At 41.6% G+C, this 21,238-nt stretch carries 18 protein-coding genes; 16 read left to right on the top strand and 2 right to left on the bottom strand.

Annotation, left to right across the window (positions count from 1 at the left end; genetic code table 11):
* A complete protein-coding gene (locus M72_RS00890) occupies nucleotides 1–1,665 on the top strand; it encodes a M56 family metallopeptidase (protein ID WP_055066846.1) in 1,665 nt (554 codons plus the stop codon).
* A 96-nt stretch (nucleotides 1,666–1,761) separates the two neighbouring features.
* Nucleotides 1,762–3,036, top strand: a complete 1,275-nt coding sequence (locus tag M72_RS00885; RefSeq protein WP_055066845.1) for a DUF438 domain-containing protein — start codon at nucleotides 1,762–1,764, stop codon at nucleotides 3,034–3,036.
* Between the two features lies 1 nt (nucleotide 3,037).
* Here M72_RS00885 and M72_RS00880 read toward each other — a convergent pair whose 3' ends face one another.
* Nucleotides 3,038–4,405 (bottom strand): MATE family efflux transporter, encoded by a 1,368-nt coding sequence (locus M72_RS00880; protein WP_055066859.1) that lies wholly within the window; start codon nucleotides 4,403–4,405, stop codon nucleotides 3,038–3,040.
* A gap of 124 nt (nucleotides 4,406–4,529) precedes the next feature.
* Between M72_RS00880 and M72_RS00875 the strand changes: the two genes are divergently transcribed.
* Entirely contained in the window at nucleotides 4,530–5,378 is an 849-nt protein-coding gene (locus M72_RS00875) for a LysR family transcriptional regulator (RefSeq protein WP_055066844.1), read from the top strand.
* Nucleotides 5,379–5,466: 88 nt separating this feature from the next.
* On the opposite strand, the gene M72_RS00870 is transcribed toward M72_RS00875, so the two are convergent.
* On the bottom strand, nucleotides 5,467–6,180 hold the full coding sequence (locus M72_RS00870; protein ID WP_055066843.1) for a GntR family transcriptional regulator: 714 nt from the start codon (nucleotides 6,178–6,180) through the stop codon (nucleotides 5,467–5,469).
* A gap of 168 nt (nucleotides 6,181–6,348) precedes the next feature.
* Here M72_RS00870 and M72_RS00865 point away from each other — a divergent pair, with 168 nt between their 5' ends.
* The 13 genes from M72_RS00865 (at nucleotide 6,349) to M72_RS00800 (ending at nucleotide 21,222) form a co-directional block, all read left to right on the top strand.
* Complete coding sequence (locus M72_RS00865) at nucleotides 6,349–7,359, top strand: SIS domain-containing protein (RefSeq protein WP_055066842.1); 1,011 nt, start codon at nucleotides 6,349–6,351, stop codon at nucleotides 7,357–7,359.
* Between the two features lie 350 nt (nucleotides 7,360–7,709).
* Nucleotides 7,710–9,035: an anaerobic C4-dicarboxylate transporter family protein gene (locus M72_RS00860; RefSeq protein WP_055066841.1), complete on the top strand. Its 1,326-nt coding sequence runs from the start codon at nucleotides 7,710–7,712 to the stop codon at nucleotides 9,033–9,035.
* Nucleotides 9,036–9,053: 18 nt separating this feature from the next.
* Nucleotides 9,054–9,941, top strand: a complete 888-nt coding sequence (locus M72_RS00855) for a fructoselysine 6-kinase (RefSeq protein ID WP_055066840.1) — start codon at nucleotides 9,054–9,056, stop codon at nucleotides 9,939–9,941.
* 12 nt (nucleotides 9,942–9,953) lie between these two features.
* On the top strand, nucleotides 9,954–10,364 hold the full coding sequence (locus tag M72_RS00850; RefSeq protein WP_055066839.1) for a hypothetical protein: 411 nt from the start codon (nucleotides 9,954–9,956) through the stop codon (nucleotides 10,362–10,364).
* Between the two features lie 17 nt (nucleotides 10,365–10,381).
* Complete coding sequence (locus tag M72_RS00845) at nucleotides 10,382–11,032, top strand: HAD family hydrolase (protein ID WP_055066838.1); 651 nt, start codon at nucleotides 10,382–10,384, stop codon at nucleotides 11,030–11,032.
* 694 nt (nucleotides 11,033–11,726) lie between these two features.
* The gene (locus M72_RS00835; RefSeq protein ID WP_055066836.1) at nucleotides 11,727–13,547 is read left to right on the top strand and encodes a sensor histidine kinase; all 1,821 of its coding nucleotides are present in this window, start codon (nucleotides 11,727–11,729) and stop codon (nucleotides 13,545–13,547) included.
* A complete protein-coding gene (locus M72_RS00830; protein ID WP_055066835.1) occupies nucleotides 13,525–14,529 on the top strand; it encodes a response regulator transcription factor in 1,005 nt (334 codons plus the stop codon). Before M72_RS00835 ends, M72_RS00830 begins: the two co-directional genes overlap by 23 nt.
* Nucleotides 14,530–14,682: 153 nt before the next feature.
* Nucleotides 14,683–15,573, top strand: coding sequence for an ABC transporter permease (locus M72_RS00825; protein ID WP_055066834.1), 891 nt, complete (start codon nucleotides 14,683–14,685; stop codon nucleotides 15,571–15,573).
* Nucleotides 15,574–15,586: 13 nt separating this feature from the next.
* Entirely contained in the window at nucleotides 15,587–16,471 is an 885-nt protein-coding gene (locus M72_RS00820; protein ID WP_055066833.1) for a carbohydrate ABC transporter permease, read from the top strand.
* A 64-nt stretch (nucleotides 16,472–16,535) separates the two neighbouring features.
* Nucleotides 16,536–18,242, top strand: coding sequence for an extracellular solute-binding protein (locus tag M72_RS00815; RefSeq protein ID WP_055066832.1), 1,707 nt, complete (start codon nucleotides 16,536–16,538; stop codon nucleotides 18,240–18,242).
* 56 nt (nucleotides 18,243–18,298) lie between these two features.
* Nucleotides 18,299–19,366, top strand: a complete 1,068-nt coding sequence (locus tag M72_RS00810; protein WP_055066831.1) for a Gfo/Idh/MocA family protein — start codon at nucleotides 18,299–18,301, stop codon at nucleotides 19,364–19,366.
* 30 nt (nucleotides 19,367–19,396) lie between these two features.
* A complete protein-coding gene (locus tag M72_RS00805) occupies nucleotides 19,397–20,275 on the top strand; it encodes a sugar phosphate isomerase/epimerase family protein (protein WP_022045666.1) in 879 nt (292 codons plus the stop codon).
* A 26-nt stretch (nucleotides 20,276–20,301) separates the two neighbouring features.
* Nucleotides 20,302–21,222: a sugar phosphate isomerase/epimerase family protein gene (locus tag M72_RS00800; protein WP_022045665.1), complete on the top strand. Its 921-nt coding sequence runs from the start codon at nucleotides 20,302–20,304 to the stop codon at nucleotides 21,220–21,222.
* Nucleotides 21,223–21,238: the final 16 nt, after the last annotated feature.

Here is a 21,238-nt window from a genome sequence, read left to right as displayed (position 1 = left end):
ATGGGAAAGTATGTGTTAGCAGCGGTTCTGGTTTCTTCTTTGTTAACCTTGTTTCTTTTACCTGTAAGGAAAGGCCTGCGTAGATTTGTGGGAAGTATCGGAGTTTATGCATTGTGGCTGTTTGTGGCGATCAGCCTGCTTTTGCCATTTCCACAGATGGTTTATAAGGCGGTAGCAGGAAGAGAACTTTTTCAACAGCAAAGCAAATTCAGTGTAATGAATCTTGTGGATCTTGCGCAGAAAAATCAGAAAGCTGTGGATAACAAATCAGAAAATGAATATAACTCAGTAAAAAAGACATCTTTATCCACGGGGGAAACAGCGCAGAATAAACTTTCACAACAAGGGGATATAATTGATGAAAGCAGTCGAACAGATCCTGCACGATTAAAGGAGGAAGAAGTACAGACATGGAAGGATTATGTGAAAACATATGGGTTATATGAAATCTGGCTTTTAGGCTTTTTGCTTCTTGCGGTCAGACAGTTTGTGCAGGAAAGAAAATTCAGAAAATATCTGCTGGAGGAAAGAAGCTGTGTATCTGTACAAAGTACAATTGAAAAAGGCAGCAGACGGACATGTTATGGAATACCGTTGGAAGGAAGCCCGTTTTTGTTTCGTTCGCGTGGAATAAAGCTGGATATTTATCTTCCGGAGCAGATACTTCCAGAAGATGAAGTTGTTGACTATGCTGTTTTGCATGAATCGATGCATCAGAGACATGGGGATATCTGGTGGTCGTATTTGCGAAATTTTCTTGTTGCGCTTTATTGGTTTCATCCACTGGTCTGGCTGGCAGCAAGGTTGTCACGGGAAGATTGTGAACTCGCATGTGATGAGGCTGTGGCGGCACAATTATCGGAGAAGCAGAAAACTGCATATGGAAAAAGTCTGTTGTTTGTCGCGGCTTTGCAGCATAAAACGGGCTTTTTCTCAGTAGCAACAAATATGCAGGGGAGTAAATCACAATTGGAAAAACGAATCCGCTGTATATGCAGTAAACAAAGAAAGAGCAAATGTGTCACTGCACTGGTACTTATTCTTGCAATCGCACTTTGTGGATGCGGCATGACCACTTCGGTAAAAACCAGTCATGCGGACACAGAAACAGTAACACTAACAGAATCAGGCACAGAAATGGACACAGAAACAGTAACGCAGAGACAGACTGTGATGGATATCACGCTTGAGGTACCAAAAGGTCTGACATTAGAAAGTTATGATGCGGCGCTTGGCGATTATGGCGGATGCCTGTTGAAACCGGATGCGTATGTTGGAGGTTATGCGCCAGATGAATGGAAAGCCGCCGGATATGTCATGCGCTTTTCTACACAAAACAATGAGGGAAGTTTTGGTGTTTTGTGGCAGGGGGATCAGATTTCGGATGTTACCATCCAGTGGAACCACACAGAGATGAAAAGGCTGGGAAATCTGTCTGGATTAGCATCTTCGGCTTATCTGATACAGACGGAACATGATCTGTATACGGCGGCGGAATGGAGTGAATTGGAGAACACAGAAAATGCGGAACCGGTAAGCAACTATTGGTGTATTATGATGGCAAGGAAGGGCGATGCATATGGATATGCAATTGCATTAAATGCAAAAAATTATACGAAGCAGGATACAATTGCTTTTGCGAAAACTGTACAGTACGACAAATAAAATATAAAATGTGGTTGCAACAACATATTCTTTTCCTGTTTTTGTGTATATTGTAACGGAAGAATGAAAAAACTGTTTGTAAGAGAGTCTATATAAATGGGAAAGGATAAAATCATGGAACACAACAAGCGGGTAGAACAGATCAAAACATATCTGGAGCGGCTGAGCGCCGGGGAAGAATTGGAAAAAGTAAGGGCGGATTTCGCAAAAGAATTTAAAGCGGTTGATCCGGCAGAGATCATGCAGGCGGAGCAGGAACTTCTGCAGGGCGGCACACCACTTGAGACCGTGCAGAAATTGTGTGATGTCCATGCGGCACTGTTCCGCGGTGCAACGAGTGAGGAAAAAGTTGCCAACGCGGAAAAAGCGGTTGCGGCATCGGTAAAAGAGAAAAAGCTGGCGGCTACCGCGGCTTTAACCGGAATCACCGGACATCCGCTGCAGACGTTTACCCGCGAAAATGAAGTGTTGGAAAACGTCATCCGGGAATGCAGGAACGAAATAGAGGAAACCAATACCCTTTCACTGGAGCGGTTTGGAAAGCTGCGGGAAGTTGCGATCCATTATGCAAAGAAAGGGGATCTTCTGTATCCGCATCTGAAAGTAAAATACGGGATCAGCGGCCCGTCGGATGTGATGTGGACAACCGATGATGAGATCAGGGATGAAATGGCGGCACTGGCAAAGCAGCTGCCGGTTCAAAAGACGGAAGATCACTGGCTGGAACGTTTTCGCATTGTGTTGCAGCGCGTGGAGGATATGATCTACAAGGAAGCCAATATTTTCTTCCCGAACTGTGCCCTGAATTTCACGGAGGAAGAGTGGTTTGGAATTTACCGCGATTCGAAAGATTATCCGGTCTGCTTTGGTGTGGAAAATGCGACATGGGAGGCGGCAGAGAAGTATCTGCATACAGAAAATTGCAGTAAAGATGTAAGGAATGGAGAAATTATCATGCCGGGCGGGCACCTGACCGTTGCGCAGCTTACCGCAATGCTCAACACGATTCCTCTGGAGATCACATTTGTCGATGAGGACAATATCAACCGCTTTTTCAATGAAGGGCCAAAGGATTTCAAGCGTCCGGGCATGGCGATCGACCGCGAGGTATTTTCCTGCCATCCCCCGAAAGTGGAGCAGCAGGTGCGGCACATCATCGGGGAATTCCGGAAAGGAACGCTCGACAAAGTGCCGATCTGGATGGAGAAAAACGGAAAAACCATGCTGGTTACCTATATGGCGGTGCGGGATGCAGCAGGCACATATCTCGGGACCATGGAGCTGGTGCAGGATATGGGCTTTGCAAAAGAGCATTTCCTTTCCGACGTAAAAGCAAAAGAAGCAGCGCTGCGCGCAGGTATGGAGGATTAACTTATTTTTGTTTTTCCATATGATTTAATTCCGGAATCACGGTAGCAAGCATCGTGAGAAAGCACAGGCTTCCACCGATTACATTTGAGACCGGTTCCGCCATAAACACACCTCTTGTTCCCATGCCAAGCGCATATGGGAGCAGGTAGGTCAGTGGCACAACAATAAATACTTTACGAAGCAGGGAGAAAAAAATTGCCTGCTTCTTTTTATTTAATGATTTAAACGTGGTCTGTCCGATGTATTGCAGATCCATGAAAATAAATGCGGCAAAATAAAGTTTTAAGGCAGGAACCGCGTCTTTGATCAGCTCGCTGTCAGAACTGAAAATCCCGATAAGGAAATGCGGTGCAACGATAATGACCGACCACATGATTGCCGTGTATGCAAAGATCATAGCCGCCATTGTACCAATTGCCTGTTTTACACGTTTCGGGCGGCGTGCCCCATAATTGTAGCTTAAAATCGGGGAACTTCCCTCATTCATGGCATAAATTGGTGTCTCGACAAGCTGCCGGACGCTGGAGATGATTGTCATCACGGAGATATAGATATCGCCTCCGGTCACGGAGAGTACGTTGTTGCAGCAGATGCTGACTAAACTGTTGGTAAGCTGCATAATAAATCCTGCGGTTCCGAGGCTTACGATGTTTTTGGCAGTTTCCGTGCACTGGGAGAGTTCGATTCTGGTCAGAAACCGTACGTTAAGCTCCGATCGTTTTTTCAGAAAATAGAGGACAAATGCAGCGGAGAGTGTCTGGGAAATCACGGTTGCAATTGCTGCACCCCGGATTCCAAGCGAAAAGACGAAGATGAAAACCGGATCGAGAATGCAGTTTGCCACCGCGCCGATGGCAACGGATGTCATGCCGGTCATGGCATATCCCTGCGCGTTGATAAACGAATTCATACCGGTGGAGATCATGGACGGAAGTGTGCCGAGCAGATAGATCATCAGGTACGGGTATGCATAAACCAGAGCAGACTCGGAAGCGCCGAACAGACGCAGGATCGGGCGCGCAAACAAAAATCCAATGACCATTAAAACAATTGCGCCGCCGCAGACCATCGTATAGGAGGTATTCATAATTTCGGAAGCTTTCCGGGAATTATTTTCCCCCCGCCGGATGGAAAAAAGCGGAGCACCGCCGCTGCCGAACAGGTTGCTGAAAGCCGTGATGATCACAATAATCGGAAAACATAAGCCGACCGCGCCGAGAGCGGTTGTGCCGATATGCGGGATTCTTGCTATATAAATGCGGTCTATGATGTTGTAAAGCAGGCTTAAAAGCTGCGCCACCAGCATGGGAATCGCTGCGTTTAAGATGTTACTTGGGATGGACCCGTGTTCAAAATCAATTCTTTTCACAATCATTTCATTTCTTTCTTTTTCATTTTGACTTTCTGTTGACATTTAGTATACCATAGATTAACATATATGAAAAATATTACTTTTATGCCTTAAACAAATAAAAATTATATAAGGAGAAGCTATGGATGTAAAACAACTGGAATACTTTCGGGCAATTGTGGATGCCGGTACGATCAGCGGTGCGGCGCGCGTTCTCCACATGACACAGCCGCCGCTGAGTTATCAGGTAAAGATGCTCGAAGAAGAACTTCAGGTGCAGCTTTTTTTGCGGGGCACCAAAAAGATTACATTAACGGAAGCAGGAAAAACACTGTATGATAGGGCGGGCAGTCTTCTTACCATGGCGGATATTACCAAGCGGGAAGTCATAAAGGCAAGCCAGGCGGCAACAATCCACATCGGATTTACGCCGTCCACGGTTTCTATGATGTCCGATTACCTGATCCGTTTTTCCACGTCGCATCCGGATATTCGCTTTGATATCCACGAGGGATCGACATTTACGCTGCGGGAGCAGTTGGAAAACGGCGTAGTCGATATCACGACACTCCGGACACCGATTGTGCTCAAAGGATGTGAGAGCAGGACTTTGATGCAGGAAAAGCTGCTTGCAATGGCGGCTGCAGGGAACCCAGTTTTAGAAAAAAACAAAGATGGGATCACGCTCGAGGAACTGTCAGAGCAGAAACTGATCCTGTCCCACCGCTACCGCAGTTATCTGTTGTCCGCGTTCGAAAAAAAGGGGCTTTTGTGTGATATTTATTGTGAGTGTGAGGATGCCAGAACAGCGATGACCATGGCGGAAAAAGGGCTTGGAATTGCGATTCTTCCGGCTTCTATGCACAAACTGTCGGATCAGATGCAGTCCTGTGATATTCTGCATGCGGATCTTGCAACGGAGGTTCTTCTTGCATGGCGCAAAGGACGCATGCCGGGGGAAGTGAAAGCGTTTCTTGAAATGTGGAGATAGAAGTATCGTGCAATTCTCCCGGAATTTATCCGGTATGCCATGGAATAATATAAAACTCCGGGCGCAAATGTATATGTGCCCGGAGTTTTTAAATTGTGAATTTAAATTTATCGCCGATACATAATTGCTTACATCTTTGAACAAGTGAGCAATCAGTATTATAGATTGTACTCTCGATTCGAAGAAGTGGATAACCTTTTGAAATCCCCAAAATTTTTGCTTCCTGTGCGGAGGCAAACACAATATCTAAAGTTTTGTCGGAATGATCAAAAATAATATTGTGGTTTTGCAGCACATCATAAAGGGAAGTGTCATTTAAATTTTCTCCAAATAAAAAAGAAAAGGATTCAGGAAACCGGTTGATTTCTAACAATACCGGTTTTTCATCGGCATAACGAATACGTTCCAATACGAGAATCTTTTTATCGGGTGTAATATGCATGAGTTCCATGTCTTTTTCGGTAGGATCTTCTATTGCAATTTTAATGGTTTTCGCACCTGGAACTGCTCCCATTGTACGGCACATTTCAGAAAATCCGGTAACACCTTTTGAGATATTTCGCTGGATTCTTTTTTCGGCAACAAAAGTTCCTTTTCCGGATTTGCGGTCCAGATATCCTAATTCTGATAAACCTGCAAGAGCTTTTCGGACAGTGACCCGGCTGACATTGTAGGTTGTACTTAACTCATTTTCTGTTGGAAGACGGCTGCCTGCTTTACGTTTTCCGGTGTCAATCTCTTCTTTTAACTGATCCTCAAGTTGTTTGTATAGTGGTTTGGCAATTGTATTGTTTAATTCCATGAAAAACCTCGTAATGTGTTTTGATTTGTATTATACAATATATTATAATACAAAGTTTCAGAATTGTATATATTTATTTTAAAAGCTGTTTTATATTGACAAATGTATTATATTGTATTATATTTTGGATAGAAACAAACGAGACAAATAAAAAAAGGAGAAATGAATATGAGTTATACAAGCAAAGACATTAAAAACATTGTAGCAGAGATTTTGGAGAACAAAAAAGACAAAGGAGGTGTTAAGAGCCTGTATTTTGTTGGTTGTGGAGGGTCTCTTGGAGCTTTGTATCCTGCAAAAACATTTATGGAGAAAGAGTGTTCAAATATTAAATCCGCGCTGATCAACAGCAACGAATTTGTTCACAGTACACCAAAAGATTTTGGAGAGAATTCGATCATCTGTCTGTCCTGCCATAAGGGAAATACACCGGAAACGATTGCAGCAGCAAAGCTTGGTAAGGAAAAAGGAGCAGCAGTAATTATTCTTACATGGCTGGAAGAATCTGAAATTGTGGAGTTTGGTGACTATATTATCCAGTATTCATTTGATGCAAGTCCGGATCATCTCAAAGGTGATATTGATTATGCTGGAGAAAAAACAATGTGTGCGCTGCTCGTAGCAGTGGAAACACTTCAACAGACCGCAGGATATGAAAATTATGATAAATTCTACGAAGGACTTGGTATGATTACCGGAATTATCCGGAATGCAAGAAAACATGTACAGGCAAGAGCTGAACAGTTTGCTGAAACATACAAGGACGATACCGTTATTTATACGATGGGAAGCGGAGCCGGCTATGGGGCTGCATATATGGAAAGTATTTGCATTTTCATGGAAATGCAGTGGCTTGATTCCAGCAGTATTCATACAGGAGAATATTTCCATGGACCGTTTGAAATCACAGATGCAAACCGTCCGTTTATGATTCAGATATCAGAAGGATCTACCCGTGAACTGGATGAAAGGGCTTTAAAATTCCTTCATACATATGCAAAGAGGATTGAAGTTCTGGACGCAAAAGAACTTGGATTATCTACAATTGATGCTTCTGTTGTGGATTACTTTAACCATTCACTGTTTAATAATGTATATCCTATTTATAACCATGAACTGGCTGAAAAGAAAGAACATCCGCTTTCAACACGTAGATATATGTGGAAAGTAGAGTATTAATTCAGAACATATTTAATTCGGGCAAAAGAATTTATAAGCAGACAAAGACATTGTATCCTATGTTTTTGTCTGCTTATTGTATTATAGATACAAAATAATACAGATACGATACTGAAATAGCCTGAGAACAAAAATATGCACAAAAATTGGAACTAAAATATAGGATAATTGACGAAAAACACACAAGTTCTTGACAAAGGTATGATACAAATATAATATTAAAGCAGATACAAAACAATACAAATAAGAGCGATGTACGAGAATTGTATTAAAGTTTGTATTGTACGGATATGCGCACATCCAAAATGTAACTGAAAAAGATATATATATAAGAGAGGGAGGACATGAATATGTTCTGGGTAGAATTAATACTTGTACTTGCCATTATATTTTTGGGGGTACGTAAGGGTGGTACATTTTTAGCAATGGCTGGTGGTGTTGGAATGTTAATTATGACATTTTTCTTTCATGTTACACCGGCAGATCCGCCAGTTACCGTTATTTTAATTATGATTGCGGTAATTGTAGCAGCTGCAACAATGCAGGCATGTGGGGGATTGGATTTCCTGGTTCGCATAGCAGAAAAGATTCTTCGCAGGAATCCTAGGATGATTACGGTACTTGCACCGGTTGTAGCATATATTTTTACATTTATGTGTGGTACAGGTCACATTATTTACAGTTTGCTTCCGGTAATTAATGAAATTTCTATTGAGACAGGAGTTCGACCGGAACGCCCGATTTCAGCATCCATTATAGCTTCCCAGCAGGCAATCACGGCATGTCCGATTTCAGCAGCAACGGTAGGTATTCTGGCTTTTATGGCTGAAGCAACGAACTATAAAACGGTTAATATTTTTACACTGCTTGTAGTCTGTATCCCGGCAACACTGATTGGTACAGTCGCATGTGCTCTTGCTGTAATGAAGAAAGGAAAAGAACTGGCAGAGGATCCGGAATTTCAGGCTCGTGTAGCATCCGGACAGGTTCAGACTCTTGTGAAAAATGAGAATGCTGCAGAAGTTAAAACAACAAAAGAGGCAAAAATCTCTGTTGCAGTATTTTTGGTTGCCATGGTAGGTATTGTATTGCTTGGCGCAGTGAGTGCATTAGTTCCAACACTTTCAGATGGAAGCAAATTACCGCTTACCACAGTAATTGAGATTTTTATGCTGGTTGCAGCAGCCGTAACGGTATTAATTACAAAACTTGACAGCAATAAGGTACTGGATCAGCCAGTATTTAAAACAGGAATGTTTGCTGTTGTTCTGGCATTTGGTCTTTGCTGGCTGGTGAATACATTTATTGCAGATCAGTCATCGTTTATTACAGATAATATGTCAGTTCTCACGAATGAACATCCATGGATTTATATCATAGCAGTGTTTATTGTTGGGGCAATAACAACAAGTCAGTCATCCTCTACAATGATTATGGTTCCAATTGGTATTGCATTAGGGCTTCCGGCAAATATTATTGTTGCTGGCTGGATTGCATGTTCATCAAATTATTTTATTCCTGCTTCCGGTCAGTGCGTTGCAGCAATTGCGTTTGATACCGCGGGAACAACAAAAATTGGAAAATATGTGTTAAATCACAGCTATATGCTTCCTGGCCTTGTATGTACTGTAGTTTCAGTAGTGTCAGCAATTTTGATAGGAGCAGTAGTATTTTAAAACATAAGGAGAAAATCTATGAAAGAACCAAAAATTATAGCGATTGGAGATAATGTATGTGATAAATATTTATCTCGTGGGAAAATGTATCCGGGAGGACAATGTGTCAATACATGTGTATATGCAAAATGGAATGGTGTCAATTCGGCATATCTTGGAAAATACGGTAATGATGAAGTAGCTGAATGTGTGCAGGAGACATTAAAAAAATTAGAGATTGATGATACGCATTGCCGGCATTTTCAGGGAGAAAACGGCTTCGCTTTGGTAACACTGAAAGAAACAGACCGTGTTTTTCTTGGCTCAAATAAAGGTGGAATTGCAAAAGATCATGCATTTGATTTCAACGAAGAAGATATGGATTATATTCAGCAATATGATTTGATTTACACAAATCTTAACAGCTATATTGAACAGGATCTTTCAAAATTGTATCAGACAAAGGTTCCGATTGCCTATGATTTTTCAATGCGCTGGACAGATGAGTATTTGAGGGATGTATGTCCGTATGTAACTGTTGCAATTATGTCATGTGCACATTTGTCAGAAGATGAACGGGAGAGAGAAATGAAAAAGGCACAGAAATATGGTGTTTCTGTTGTTCTTGGAACTGTCGGAGAAGAAGGCTCTTATGTATTATATAAAGATAAATTTTTATATACAAAAGCAGTATTGGCAGAGGATGTTATAGATACTATGGGAGCGGGAGATTCTTATTTTGCGGCATTCCTAAGTGATATGTTAAAAAATTCCCCACAACATAAGATTTTAGATGGTTCAGATGAACAGATGTATGTAAAAATTCAAAATGCAATGAAAAAGGCATCGGAGTTTGCCGCAAAGATGTGCGCAAAAGAAGGTGCATTTGGATATGGAGTACCAATTACAGGAAGAACAGAAATTTAGGGAGGTATAAGTATGAAACCAGATATGTATGAAAATAACGAAGAGGGAATTTTATGTGTCTATAAAAATCCAAAGTGGCTTGTATGTATTAAAAACTGGAAACCGGACAATGATATTAATGGGATTAAACACTTGGAGATCCATCATTCGACCGATGAGCAGTTTATTCTTGTACATGGTAAAGCGATTCTGATTACCGCAGAAAAAAAGGAAAATGGTTTTTCTATTGATCTGACATTGATGGAGCAGGGAAAAGTATATAATGTTCCGGCAGAATGCTGGTTTTATTCAATCACCCAGAAAGATACAAAAATAGTATATGTACAAGATTCCAATTGCTCTATGGAAAACAGTGATTTTTGTGATCTTTCGGAAGAAGAAATAGCATGGATTCAGGAAAAAGCATCACGGCTGCTGGCATAACTAAAGGATAGATTTATATGAAGAAACAATATATTCTTTTTGATTTTGATGGTGTTATTGTAAACACGGAACCTCAAAATGCACATTATCTGCAGGAAACTCTCAAATCGTTTGGTGTATATATGGATCACGAAGAGTTAAAAGGATTTATTGGAGTTAACAGCCGTGAAAAAATATTGCATTATTTGAGCCGGTCGAAAGAAAATGTTTCATGGGAAATGTACCAGAAAAGAAGAAAAGAGATGGGAAATACCTATGAAAATGATGCCATCTGTCCCATGCCGGGATTACAGGAATTATTTCAATGGATGAAGGGACGGAATCTGAAAGCCGGATTGGTAACATCAACGAGCGCGAAATATATTATTACGGCTTTAAACCGGATCAAAATGACAGATTATTTTTCAGTTATTGTATGTGGGGATATGTGTGAAAAAAGAAAGCCCTATCCGGATGGGTACTTAAAGGCGATACAGTTATTGCAGGCTGAAAAAGATGAGGTTGTTGCAATTGAGGATTCCTCAACCGGTATTCATGCGGCAATACAGGCAGGAATTGATGTGATTGGTTATACTGGCTCAGGAATAAAACAGGATACTGGAGAGGCGACTGCTGTTTTTTCTTCATTTCAGGACATTCAGCATTTTTTGGAAACAGCAATTTTATAAGTGTAACAGCATACGTTATATAACAGGCGGCAGATGATTTCTGCCGCCTGTTAAGTTTATCAATATTTGTAGTTATAGCTCCTCTATGAAAAAAGTCTGCCAGAAGAACAAAATAGGACATATAAAGAAAAAAGGGCAAATCCCTTTGTGTAAGACAAATGGGATATATGGATGAAAAGGCGCCTAAAATATCCTGCTGTGATATCTGTATGGGACATATAGACAAAAAGATAATAAAAAAGTCCTTCTGTAAAAGTCTAACGGGACATATGGACGAGAAGATGCTACAAATGTCCTGTTATGACATTTGTATGGGACATAATAAGAACTTTTTTTCGCATATGTCCCAGCTGACAGGAAAAGCAGGACATAATATACAAATTTTTCTCCATATGTCCCGGTTTTTCATAGAATGCATATTCATAAAATATGAAAAGTATTATGGACAGAAAACATCAATGAACAGTAAGTATTTGTAAAATTATGAATAGAATATCATAAAGGAAAGCAGGACAACTGCTTTACATTATTCAGACCGTGTGATATACTATATAAAATTCAACAACTGTCACGGATATCTGATGACAGGCGTTTGTCAGGAGTTTTGTATACAGAGAATACAGACTGCGCGTTGGCGGGATATTGCCGATGCGCAGTCTTTTTTAGTGATGCAGTTGAGGAGAGAAACAGGTATATGGGGATAGCTCGGGAAAAAAAGAAGAAAACATTAAAGGCAAAAATGCTTGGCATATTGACGATGTGTGCGATGACAAGCCTTCTGGCTGCGGGAATTGTATCCTATATGGCACTGAGAATGATACAGAATGACAGTATAGAGAATAACATGAAAATGTATCTGGATCAGATTACGAAGAATACGGATGAAGCCTATTATGATATGCTCAGTATTGTGAACTATATGGGACCGGGCGGTCTGATCGGAAACGTAACGGACAGTTATCTTGATGCTGTGGATAATTTTGACAGGTTTGTTGAACAGAGATCTCTTAGACAAGAACTTTCGGGACTCGGATATGTCAACACAAAACTGGTAGGCGCTACCTATTATGACAAGGAAGAGAAAAAGGAACTTATCAGCAGTATGAATGTCAGAACACTGGACGGAAGACAGAACGCATTGCCTAAGGTTGCGGAGTGTGCGGGAAATGTTATGCAGGCAGCCCATGCGTCTTTTCTTGGGAGTAGTGAGAAAACAGTTTTTTCCGTCATGAGGGAAGTAGTTTTTGGCAATGGGAAAAAACTGGAAATCTACACAGAAATAAAGGCTGATATGAAGACCCCGGAAGAAATAAATAAGGAAGGACATCCCTACACTTATATTCAGACGGATGAGAAAGGGGTTGCACAATACAGCGCAAATCCTGTCATTATACAGGGACAGAAACTGTTTTCTGCATCACTCTCAAAGGGGGAGTATGAAGTCCAGACGAGAGAGGGCTATAAGATCATGGCATACCGGAGTCAGATGGGATACATTAATGCAGTGGCACTGCCGGACAATATATATCAGAAGAAGATTAACCAGTGGAGAATGATGATGACACTCATCATAGTTGTAACGTTTCTGCTCTTTTCCATGTCTGTCCTCTATCTTTATCGTATGATCTGCCGACCGCTGAGTCAATTCCGCAGACAGATGGTGCAGATTGGGGATGGCACTCTTCAGGCAGTACATGAAGAGTCGGACATTGCAGAGTTTGACAGCCTGATGAGGGAAGTAGAACAGATGAAGAGACAGATTGAGAATCTTATCAGCAATATGGTAGAAAAGGAAAAAAGCATACAGAAGATGGAGTTTGAGAAACTTCTCTATCAAATTAATCCTCATTTCCTTCTCAATACACTGAATTCGATTCAGTGGATGGCACAAATGAGTCACCAAAGAGAGATCAGTGAGTTTGTACAGAGACTAAAGAAGCTTCTTTCCTATAATCTGGGCAAAGAAGGCCGCCAGACAACGTTGCGGATGGAGTTGGAGATTGTAAAGGAATATATTGCACTTCAGCAGATGCGGTATGATTTTATTATTGAGATGAATATAGAAGATGGCAGTTATCTTGACCAGCCAACGGTCCGTATGCTTTTTCAGCCACTTGTGGAGAACGCGATCCGCTATGGTCTTGGGGATGATGAGAAGATCAGCATCCAGGTGTTTGAAGATGTGGCAAGGCATCTTGCTGTTGTAACTATCTCTGACAGCGGAAAGGGACTGAATCAGGAGGAGATAGATGAGATTAACCAGCCGTTTGATTATGACTGGGGATACTGGAAGAATGAGAACAGAGGTATCGGACTGCGCTACGTCAAGGCTATGCTGGAATCATTTTATGATGGACAGACGAGTTTGTTTGTAAACAGCAAAAAAGGGTTCGGAACCAGAATTACGATCCTTCTTCCTGTCCGGAAACCGGAAGAAAAAAAAGAGAAAGACAAAGAGGTTACATTGGAAGAAAATAAGGTGGGACAGACAGATGAAAGTATTGATTGTAGATGACGACAAACTTGCCAGAAAAGGTCTGGTCGCTATTATGGACTGGGAAAAGTATGGATTCGAGGTAGTGGGAGATGTACAGAATGGGAGAAAAGCCCTTGAATTTCTCCGAAATCATCCGGTGGATATTGTATTTACCGATATAGATATGCCGGAAATTGATGGATTGGAACTTATGCAGATGTGCGGAGAGGAATTTCCGGAAATTAAATTTGTAATTCTTTCTGTATATGAGAATTTCAGTTATGCACAGACGGCAATCCGTATGGGTGCGTTAGACTATATCTCAAAGATCAGTTTTTCCCCGGAAGAGTGTGGAACGATACTGGAACGGGTCAGTGCAAAGTACATGCAGACATGCAGAGATGGACATGCAGAAGAGGAAAATCAGGAAAAAGTTGAAGAACTGAACAGAAGATGGATGCACACCAGATGGATTTTCAGTGAGAAAGAATTTGAAGATCTCTGTCAGAAAACAAAAGAAATCAGTCTGCGGAGTGCGGAGAGGATTTTTGTTAAGAGTTTTCATAACATTCAGCTCCTGTCAGATGAAGAAGGGGAATTTCCATCGCTGGATACGGTTGAAGAGATGCTGGACTGGGTGCACCGCTGGAGGGAACATATTTATGAAGAGAGTCTTAGCTCATCACAGAAAAATGATATCAGTGCTTTTGCAGCGGTTATCAAGTATGTGGATGGACATATCGGGGAGGATCTTCGCTCTGAAGACGTGGCAGAACGGATAGGGATGAGCAGGAGTTATTTTAGTACAAGGTTTAAGGAGATGACGGGGGAAACATTTCACCAATATGTGATACACAGGAAAATGAAGACTGCGGCGGAATGGATAGAGGATGGAAAGAAGAGCATTACAAGGATTGCCGTAGAACTTGGATATGATAATTTTCATTATTTTGCAAAAGTATTTGCACGGGAGCATGGGTGTACGCCTTCGGAATACAGAAAAGAGAGTAAAAATGTCTGATTTTCATCGGACATTTTTTTTGTGATAAAAAATATTTGGTAAGATTAGAAACAATATCATCTAGCAGGATATGGGGGAAGAAGATAAAATAATTAAAAAAAGGAAGGGAGGTATCATGGTGTATATTAAACAAAAAGGAAGGGAGGTCCTGGAATGTATATCAAACGATTTGTGAAGCATTATTATATTATGCTGATTCCGGCACTTTTATGGCTGTTTTTCTTTAGCATTGTTCCGATGTTCGGTATTGTCATGGCATTTCAAGATTATAATCCGGGCCAGGGTATTTTGCATTCTAAGTTTGTCGGGCTTGAAAATTTTAAGTACATGTTTCAAATGAACGATGTCAAACAGGTACTGTGTAATACCGTTGTAATCGCGGTAGGAAAGATTATTGGGAATATTATTTTCCCATTGATTTTTGCACTTCTGCTTAATGAATTCTGTATTAAGCGGCTCAAGCGTCCAATCCAGACAATTGTTTACCTACCGTATTTTCTGTCGTGGGTTATTCTGGCAAAGATTGTTTTAAATATCTTTGGATATACTGGTCCAATTAATCAGCTGATGGAGGCATTTGGTAGAAATCCGATCAATTTTTTCGGGGAGCCATCATTGTTCCAGCCTTTGGTGATCGGCACAGATATCTGGAAAGGATTTGGGTACAATACGGTAGTTTATCTGGCAGCAATACTTGGGGTAGACCAGAGCCTTTATGAAGCAGCAGCGGCAGACGGAGCAGGAAGATTCAAACGTATCTGGCACATAACGCTCCCGGGAATAAGGACAACGGTAGCCCTTCTGGCAATTCTGTCACTTGGAAATGTGCTCAATGCAGGTTTTGATCAGATCTACAATTTGTATAATCCGCTTGTTTATTCCACTGGTGATATCATAGACACATGGGTATACCGTGCAGGGCTTGAGAACCTGCAGTACTCGCTGGCTACAGCAGTTGGACTGTTTAAATCGGTGATCAGCGTTATCTTAATTGTTATAGGATATAAGCTGGCAGATAAGTTTACCGGTTACAAACTATTCTAAGGAGGTGCAGTAAATGATAGAAAATAAAAGTATAGGATCAAAAGTATTCGACGTAGTAAATGTTGTGATCCTTATTTTGATCACACTGGTCTGCATCCTGCCGGTATGGTATGTCCTTTGCGTTTCCTTAAGTAGCAGGGAGGCTGTCAGTGCAGGGAAAGTTGCTCTCTGGCCGGTGGGATTTAATCTCCTGTCATATAAGAAGATCTTGGGAGAGGGGAATTTCTTTACTTCTTTTCTTGTGTCTATTAAACGCGTTGTGTTAGGTACAGGGGCCAGCATGGTGTGTATACTTTTGGCAGCATATCCGTTGTCAAGAACAAAAAAACAGTTTCCGAAGAGGGGCATCTTCATGTGGATCTTTGTATTCTGCATGCTTTTCAATGGAGGTACTGTTCCGTGGTATATCACAATGAAGAATTACGGTCTCATGGACAGCATATGGGGACTTGTCCTCGGTATGGGGCTTCAGGTTTTCAACGTCATTCTGGCAGTAAACTTTTTCAAGAATCTGCCAGTTGAACTGGAAGAGGCATGCTTTATAGACGGTGGTGGACCATGGAGGAATCTGATCTCAATTTACATTCCTTTGGCAAAACCGATGGTGGCAACGATCTCGCTTTTTACGATTGTTCAGTACTGGAACGAGTTCTTTCAGGGAATGGTTCTAAGTACAAAACAAAGCAGCTATCCGCTTCAGACATACATACAGCAGATGGTAGTAACATTGGATTATTCCAGTATGAATGTTGAACAGATCGCACAGGCAATGAAACTAAATAACCAGTCGCTGGACGCAGCGAAGATATTTATCGCCATGATCCCGGTGCTGATCATATACCCGTTTTTGCAGAAATATTTTGTATCTGGGATCACGTTGGGATCGGTAAAAGGATAGTATCCGGTCAGAAAGAGTCTGGCCAAAATAGAGAATAGTAAAAACGAAAAGGAGAAAATGGATTATGAAACTAAAAAGAATAATTGCTATAGCGTGTACGGCAGCTATGACGGTATCCTTGATTTCAGGCTGTGGTGGTGCATCAGACAAAGGGCAGAAAGAAGCGGTCAAGGAAGCAGAAGGAACAGCGAAAGAAGATCTGCCTCTGGCAAAATACCCGGAGACGGTTACGGTACATCTGGGCGGAAAAATGAATCCGAATGCAAAGATTCCGAAAGGAATGTCATTTGAAGACAACTCCTATACAAGGCTTCTGAAAGAGAACCTGAACATCCAGGTAGTATATGACTGGACTGCATCTACATCAGACTATGATGAAAAAATGAGTCTCTGTATCGGAAGTAATACCATTCCGGAAATCATGAATGTAAATGCAACCCAGTACAGGGCTCTGTTGAAATACGATATGATACAGCCACTGGATAAGTATTTTGATGATTATGCTTCAGATGCACTGAAAAGTTATGTGAAATCCGGCGGTGAAGAACTGCAGAAATGTATCACCAATGAAGATGGAGAACTGATGGCGATTCCTGCCCCGAACCTGACAGCAGGCGGTGTAAACGAAATGTGGATTCGTCAGGACTGGCTGGATGCTCTTGGGCTGGATGTACCACGCACATGGGATGAACTGGCAGAAGTGGCTAAAGCATTTGTGACAAGGGATCCAGATGGAAATGGAGAGAATGACACTATCGGTATTCTTGGACCAGGAAATTCGGACCACATGAATGCAGTAGGCGGCAACCAGTTTGGACTTGACCCATTGTTCAGCTGTTTTCAGTCATATCCGCAGTACTGGCTGAAGAGTGAGGACGGATCGGTAGAGTATGGTTCGATTCAGCCGGAGACGAAGACTGCACTGGAAAATATCTCCAAACTTTATGCGGATGGTGTTATTGATCCGGAGACACTTGTCAGAAGTGATAGCAAGGAGCCACTTCTTGCTGGAAAAGTAGGAATCTTTTTCGGACCGTGGTGGTGTGCATATACATTTGCGGATACAACTCTGTCAGGTTCAGCAGACTGGCGGGCATATTTCACACCTCTTTCTGAGGATGGAAAATATTATACGCATATGGCTGAGCCAACGACACAGTATGTCGTAGCGAGCAAGGACTGCAAAAATCCGGAAGCTGCGTTTAAGATCATTAACTACCTGATTGCAAATGAGCAGACATGGGTAGAAGAGGGCGTAACATCTACGGAGATGGGAACCGCAGATTTCTATCCTTTGTATAATGCGTATGACAATGCTGATGAGATAGAGACATCTAATGAAGCGCTGACGAAATATCTTGCAGGAGATATCAGTATGGATGATGTAGATTTTTCGACACATAAACTGCTGAAGAACGATATGGAAGCAGTTACGGAACTTAAGAAAAAGCCTTACGATGATTTCAGTCTTAAATATTGGAATCTGGATAGTGATCTGGCAAAAACAAATCTGCCTCGTCTGGTTGCAATCATGGTAGGTGACGCGCCACTTGTAAATGAGGAATATGTTCCGGTTTACAACGCTTACAACGGACAGACGGAAACAATGGAAGCGAAATGGGCAAATCTGAAGAAGATGGAGGAAGAGACTTTCGCAAAGATCATTATGGGAAAAGCAGATATCAGCGAATTCGATACTTTCGTTAAAAACTGGAAGAATCAGGGTGGTGATCAGATTCTCAAAGAAATCAACGATGAATTAAGTAAGTAAAAGAGACGGCGGCTGATGGTGTTCATTAGCCGCTGTTCCTTAATTGGAGGTATAAAATGCGGGAAAACAAAGTAATCTACGGACTGATAGGATATGGTGGAATGGGCAGATGGCATACAGAAATCCTGTCAAATGTACCGGAAATTGAAATTGGTGGTATCTATGATATCAAGGAAGAAAAGAGAATAGAAGCAAAAGAAAAAGGTTTTTCTGTGTATGGTTCGGAAGAGGAAATGTTATCAGACCCGGATATTGATGTCGTGCTGATTGCCACTCCAAATGACTGCCATAAGCCGATTGCAATCCGTGCTATGCATGCGGGGAAAAACGTGATATCAGAGAAACCGGTGACTCTGTCATCTTCTGATCTTCAGGAGATGGAAAATGTTGCCAAAGAAACCGGAAAGTTCCTGACAGTACACCAGAACAGGCGCTGGGATGATGATTTCCTGATCATACGAAAGCTTGTAGAGGAGCAGAAGCTGGGGCATGTCTTCCGGATAGAAAGCCGTGTGCATGGTTCAAGGGGTATTCCGGGTGACTGGAGAAAAGAAAAAATACATGGTGGCGGAATGGTTCTTGACTGGGGTGTACATTTGCTGGATCAGATTCTGTATCTTTACGGAGATAGAAAAATTGAAACTGTATATGCATCACTTACCCATATTACCAATCAGGAAGTGGATGATGGGTTCACCACAATCCTGACATTTGAAGGCGGAACGGAAGTCTTAGTTGAAGTAGGTACCAATAATTATATTTCCCTGCCAAGATGGTATGTACTGGGTGAAGATGGTACTGCGGTAATCAGGGACTGGCAGTTAAATGGTGAGATCATACGGAAAACAGGCATAACCGAAGAGAAAGTAGTGCCGGTAAAGACAGCAGCAGGTCTGACCAAAACCATGGCTCCGAGACGGGAAGATACAATCGTGAAAGAAGAGCTGCCACATGTGTCCGGAGATATTGCGGATTTCCATAGGAATGTAGCAGCAGTTATAAGAGATGGGGCAGAGCCGGAGATTAAGCTCTTCCAGGTGATGCGTGTAATGAAACTAATGGAAGCTATTTTCCAATCAGCAGAAACAAACCAGGTGATTGATTATAGACAGTATGAATCATAAGTATTTATGAAGGAACAGGAGAAAATAAGTATGAAACAGATAAAAATAGGAACATGCGTTCCTGGAACTAAGGCAGAAGAATGGTTAAAGGGATTTATTGGAAAAGGATTTGAGACATTTTCTCTTAATTTCCATATGTCACTGGAAGGGACTGACCTTGATAAGCTGGCATTGAGCACGGAAAAACTGTTGGCAGGTACGGATTCCGAAATCACGACAGTTGGATACTATTGCAATCCTATCCAGTATGCAGAGCATAGGAAAACTCTGGAAAATGTAATCTGCACTGCCGGAAAATTCGGAGCTACACATGTGAGTACTTTTGCAGGAGCGTGGGAAGGAAAGCCGGTAGAATCCGCATATGAAGAGTTTGGCAAGGTATTCCGGGAACTGGCTGATCTTGCAGAAGAAAAGGGAGTGAAGCTGGGAATTGAGAATTGCCTTATGGATGGAACATGGGAACATGCGACATGTAATATCGGTTTTAACCCTAAAGCGTGGGAAGTGATGTTTGAGGAAGTAAAGAATGATAACTTCGGACTGGAATGGGAGCCGACACATCAGATGGTACAGCTTATCGATCCGGTAACAGAGCTGAGAAAATGGTGCAAAAAAATAGTACATATACATGGAAAAGATGCAACAATAGACTGGGATGCTGTAAGACATAGTGGCATATCAGGCGCAGTCCCATTTGTATGGCATCGTATGCCGGGCTTTGGTGACACGAACTGGAGAGATATCATTTCTATTTTAAGAAGTAACGGATATGAGGACGATATCTGCATTGAGGGATACCATGATCCTGTATATTCCGGAGAACTGGAGATGACCGGACAGCTTCATGCACTGAATTATCTGAAATGGTGCAGGGGTGGAGATTTTACACAAACTCCATGGGAAAAATAGGGAAAACAGATACAGGAGGATTTTCTATGAAACTTGGGTTTATTACATCAATCCTTGACGGATGGACTTATGAACAAATGATGGATTTTGCTTCAGAGCAGGGATTTGAATGTGTGGAAGTGGCATGCTGGCCAGAAGAAAAAGCAGAAAGAAGATATGCGGGTGTAAGCCATATAGATGCAGAACGGGTAAACCAGGATGATGAATATGCAGCCCATATTATGGCATATGCAGAAAAAGCGGGAGTAGAAATCTCTGCACTGGCATATTATCCTAACGTAATGACGGCAGATAAAGAGAAAAGAAATGCTGCTATTGAACATCTGAAGAATGTCATACGTGCAAGTAAAAAGTTAGGTGTTGGCATGGTCACAACATTTATCGGAAGGGATCAGACCAAAAATGTACGGGAAAATCTTGAACTTGTAAAAGAAATATGGCCACCAATCATAAAACTGGCAGAGGTATGTGACGTAAAAATAGCAATTGAAAACTGCCCGATGCTTTTTGGTGAGGAACAGTGGCCCGGAGGACAGAATCTGATGACAACTCCGCCAATCTGGAGAGAGGTCTTCAAGATCCTGGACAGTGATAATCTTGGCATTAATTACGATCCATCCCACTTTATCTGGCAGATGATCGACTATATCCGCCCGCTTTATGAATTTAAGGATAAAATATTCCATGTTCATTACAAGGATATCAAGATATACAGGGATAAATTAGAGTCCTGTGGCATCATGGCTTATCCGCTGGAATATATGTCACCTAAGATTCCGGGACTTGGCGATGTGGACTGGGGAAAATACGTGTCAGCACTTACTGATATAGGATATGATGGCTGTACATGTATCGAAATAGAAGATAAAGCATTTGAGGATTCCAAGGAAAAGGTGGAGAAGTCTTTAATTCTCAGTAAAAGATATCTGGAGAAATATGTTATATAACACAGAAAAGTGCAAA

This window comes from Roseburia faecis (assembly GCF_001406815.1).
GTDB lineage: Bacteria > Bacillota > Clostridia > Lachnospirales > Lachnospiraceae > Roseburia > Roseburia faecis.
The sequence above is the reverse complement of the archived record's forward strand: the minus strand, read 5'-3'. Positions and strand labels throughout refer to the sequence as shown.

Coding starts and splice junctions, on each gene's coding strand:
- M72_RS00890 (WP_055066846.1), top strand. CDS start 1: ATGGGAAAGTATGTGTTAGCAGCGGTTCTGGTTTCTTCTTTGTTAACC.
- M72_RS00885 (WP_055066845.1), top strand. CDS start 1,762: ATGGGAAAGGATAAAATCATGGAACACAACAAGCGGGTAGAACAGATC.
- M72_RS00875 (WP_055066844.1), top strand. CDS start 4,530: ATGGATGTAAAACAACTGGAATACTTTCGGGCAATTGTGGATGCCGGT.
- M72_RS00870 (WP_055066843.1), bottom strand. CDS start 6,180: ATGGAATTAAACAATACAATTGCCAAACCACTATACAAACAACTTGAG.
- M72_RS00865 (WP_055066842.1), top strand. CDS start 6,349: ATGAGTTATACAAGCAAAGACATTAAAAACATTGTAGCAGAGATTTTG.
- M72_RS00860 (WP_055066841.1), top strand. CDS start 7,710: ATGTTCTGGGTAGAATTAATACTTGTACTTGCCATTATATTTTTGGGG.
- M72_RS00855 (WP_055066840.1), top strand. CDS start 9,054: ATGAAAGAACCAAAAATTATAGCGATTGGAGATAATGTATGTGATAAA.
- M72_RS00850 (WP_055066839.1), top strand. CDS start 9,954: ATGAAACCAGATATGTATGAAAATAACGAAGAGGGAATTTTATGTGTC.
- M72_RS00845 (WP_055066838.1), top strand. CDS start 10,382: ATGAAGAAACAATATATTCTTTTTGATTTTGATGGTGTTATTGTAAAC.
- M72_RS00835 (WP_055066836.1), top strand. CDS start 11,727: ATGGGGATAGCTCGGGAAAAAAAGAAGAAAACATTAAAGGCAAAAATG.
- M72_RS00830 (WP_055066835.1), top strand. CDS start 13,525: ATGAAAGTATTGATTGTAGATGACGACAAACTTGCCAGAAAAGGTCTG.
- M72_RS00825 (WP_055066834.1), top strand. CDS start 14,683: ATGTATATCAAACGATTTGTGAAGCATTATTATATTATGCTGATTCCG.
- M72_RS00820 (WP_055066833.1), top strand. CDS start 15,587: ATGATAGAAAATAAAAGTATAGGATCAAAAGTATTCGACGTAGTAAAT.
- M72_RS00815 (WP_055066832.1), top strand. CDS start 16,536: ATGAAACTAAAAAGAATAATTGCTATAGCGTGTACGGCAGCTATGACG.
- M72_RS00810 (WP_055066831.1), top strand. CDS start 18,299: ATGCGGGAAAACAAAGTAATCTACGGACTGATAGGATATGGTGGAATG.
- M72_RS00805 (WP_022045666.1), top strand. CDS start 19,397: ATGAAACAGATAAAAATAGGAACATGCGTTCCTGGAACTAAGGCAGAA.
- M72_RS00800 (WP_022045665.1), top strand. CDS start 20,302: ATGAAACTTGGGTTTATTACATCAATCCTTGACGGATGGACTTATGAA.